Genomic DNA, 1,756 nt, shown 5'->3' on the forward strand with positions numbered 1-1,756 from the left:
TCGCCACCCGGCCAAGCGGCGCCGGCTGCGCACCGTGCTACAAGAGTTGGTGCACCGTGCGGCTCTCGTGATTCACAAGGCACGGCAGATCATCCTCGACTTCGGGCAGGATATCGGGCGCATGACGGTGCTCAAGACGCTGCGGAGCCGACTGCGTTATCCACGAGGAACGCCATGCTGACCGTCAATCGGCGACACTCTATCCACAAGCAGTTCCAAGCGACACGCGATCGCCAGATATGTCGTGCCTGGCGGGTGGAAAGGCATGACAAAACGGGCCGTCAGCACCGATCAGCACGGTGGGTTTTGGCAATAACGGGCTTGCGAAAGCCAGCTTGCACGGGGCGAATGATCAAAAAGTGCTCGCTGGCGGTGATAGGGAAAGTGTCGGCGCCGGCTTCACGGATTCAGGACAATGCTTCCCGTACCAGTGCCCTATCAAGTGGTGAGCTCAACCAAGCACTCTCCCATGCGTTCAAAATGCATATTGCAACCTCGCACGCACTTCATCTCCGCTAGCGCCATTGGCTTCTTCGCCATCCATGTAGCTCATTCCAAGTCGAACATTCTTGTTGGCGTAATAGTTAACGCCCAGTGTTGTTTGCTTACCGTCAGTTGTGGCCAGCCCCACATCACTGTATTTTCCGTCGCCATCTTCAAAACGGGCAATAACTTCCCAGGCTCCTTTGGGCGATGACGGTTCCACTCGCTTGAACGCCCCAGCCTTGTAAGGACGGCTTTCGCCGGTGACAACCCAACCAAGCTGTACGTAATAACCATCAACATCCACCTGGCCTTCTTCGGAATCGAAATATTCGGCCTGGGCATGGAAGGGCCCGGAAGCGCCGGCGAGCTCCAGATTAAACGTATCGACCTCATCGGCCTGAACGTCGGCGTCACGCGTGGTATAGCCCGCACCAAGATGAGCAACCAGACTATTCGTTTGAATCGGTGCAAACGTGCCCCGTGCGGTTACTGCCGTGTTATTGAAGTCGTCGCTGCCATTGCCGTCTGCTTCGAAATAGCCGATACCGTAGGTCCAGTTGCTGCCTTTGCCACTGAGCTGGATGCCGCCGCTGCGACCGGGGGTATAACGCTCGGTCATGGCGGATCGCTCAAGGGCCGAGATGTCTTTTGAACTCGTTAATTGTTCCAGGCCGAATGGCTCTTTCTGCTTACCAATAGTCACGGTTGCCGTCGAGCCAAATCCCAGGTAGCGAATGTACAGGTCCTCAGCGGTCCCGCCGTCGGCGCCATCACTCTCAGCCACGTTGAACTGGGTTTTGTACGCCCAGTCGCCAAAGTGGCCCTTGGCGTAGAGGCGTGCCCGGCGCACGTCGAAATCGGTAGTGTCAACACCGTTGTCGTCAGACTGCGTGGCGTCGTAATCCCATTGAAGGCGCCCGCCGAGCTGAAAAGACGCTGATTTATCCGACGTTATCACCTTGATACCACTCTCGGTATCGATCACAAGGTCTTTGCCGCTGGTCGTAACGGTTCCGGCCTGTGCAGCAGAAGCGGCAGAAATCGCCAAAGCCAAGCCCAAATATTTCTTGCTCATAGTGGTTTTTTCCTTTCAGTTTGCTTGTGGGTATTGAAGAATCAATGGAAAGTCTATTTGGTAAAGATTGCAGTTTGTTTACAAATGATGCATCGAAACAGGGCATCGGTTCGGGCCTGTGACAGGTTTTGGCGCGCTGCGTGTTGCGGCCCTATTCTTGGTCAACCCGGCTTATTCATGAGGTCGGTCTGAAAA

Annotated in this window: 1 protein-coding gene and 1 pseudogene; one reads left to right on the forward strand and one right to left on the reverse strand. The window is 55.4% G+C overall.

Annotated features, from left to right (window positions below; genetic code table 11):
• Positions 1 to 181 (forward strand): annotated as a pseudogene (locus CCD76_RS20255) (IS1380 family transposase); the annotation flags it as partial.
• Positions 182 to 475: 294 nt separating this feature from the next.
• Here CCD76_RS20255 and CCD76_RS19245 read toward each other — a convergent pair.
• Positions 476 to 1,561, reverse strand: a complete 1,086-nt coding sequence (locus CCD76_RS19245) for an OprO/OprP family phosphate-selective porin (RefSeq protein ID WP_087721098.1) — start codon at positions 1,559 to 1,561, stop codon at positions 476 to 478.
• Between the last annotated feature and the right edge of the window lie 195 nt (positions 1,562 to 1,756).

Source organism: Salinicola salarius (assembly GCF_002179555.1).
Lineage (GTDB): Bacteria > Pseudomonadota > Gammaproteobacteria > Pseudomonadales > Halomonadaceae > Salinicola > Salinicola salarius_A.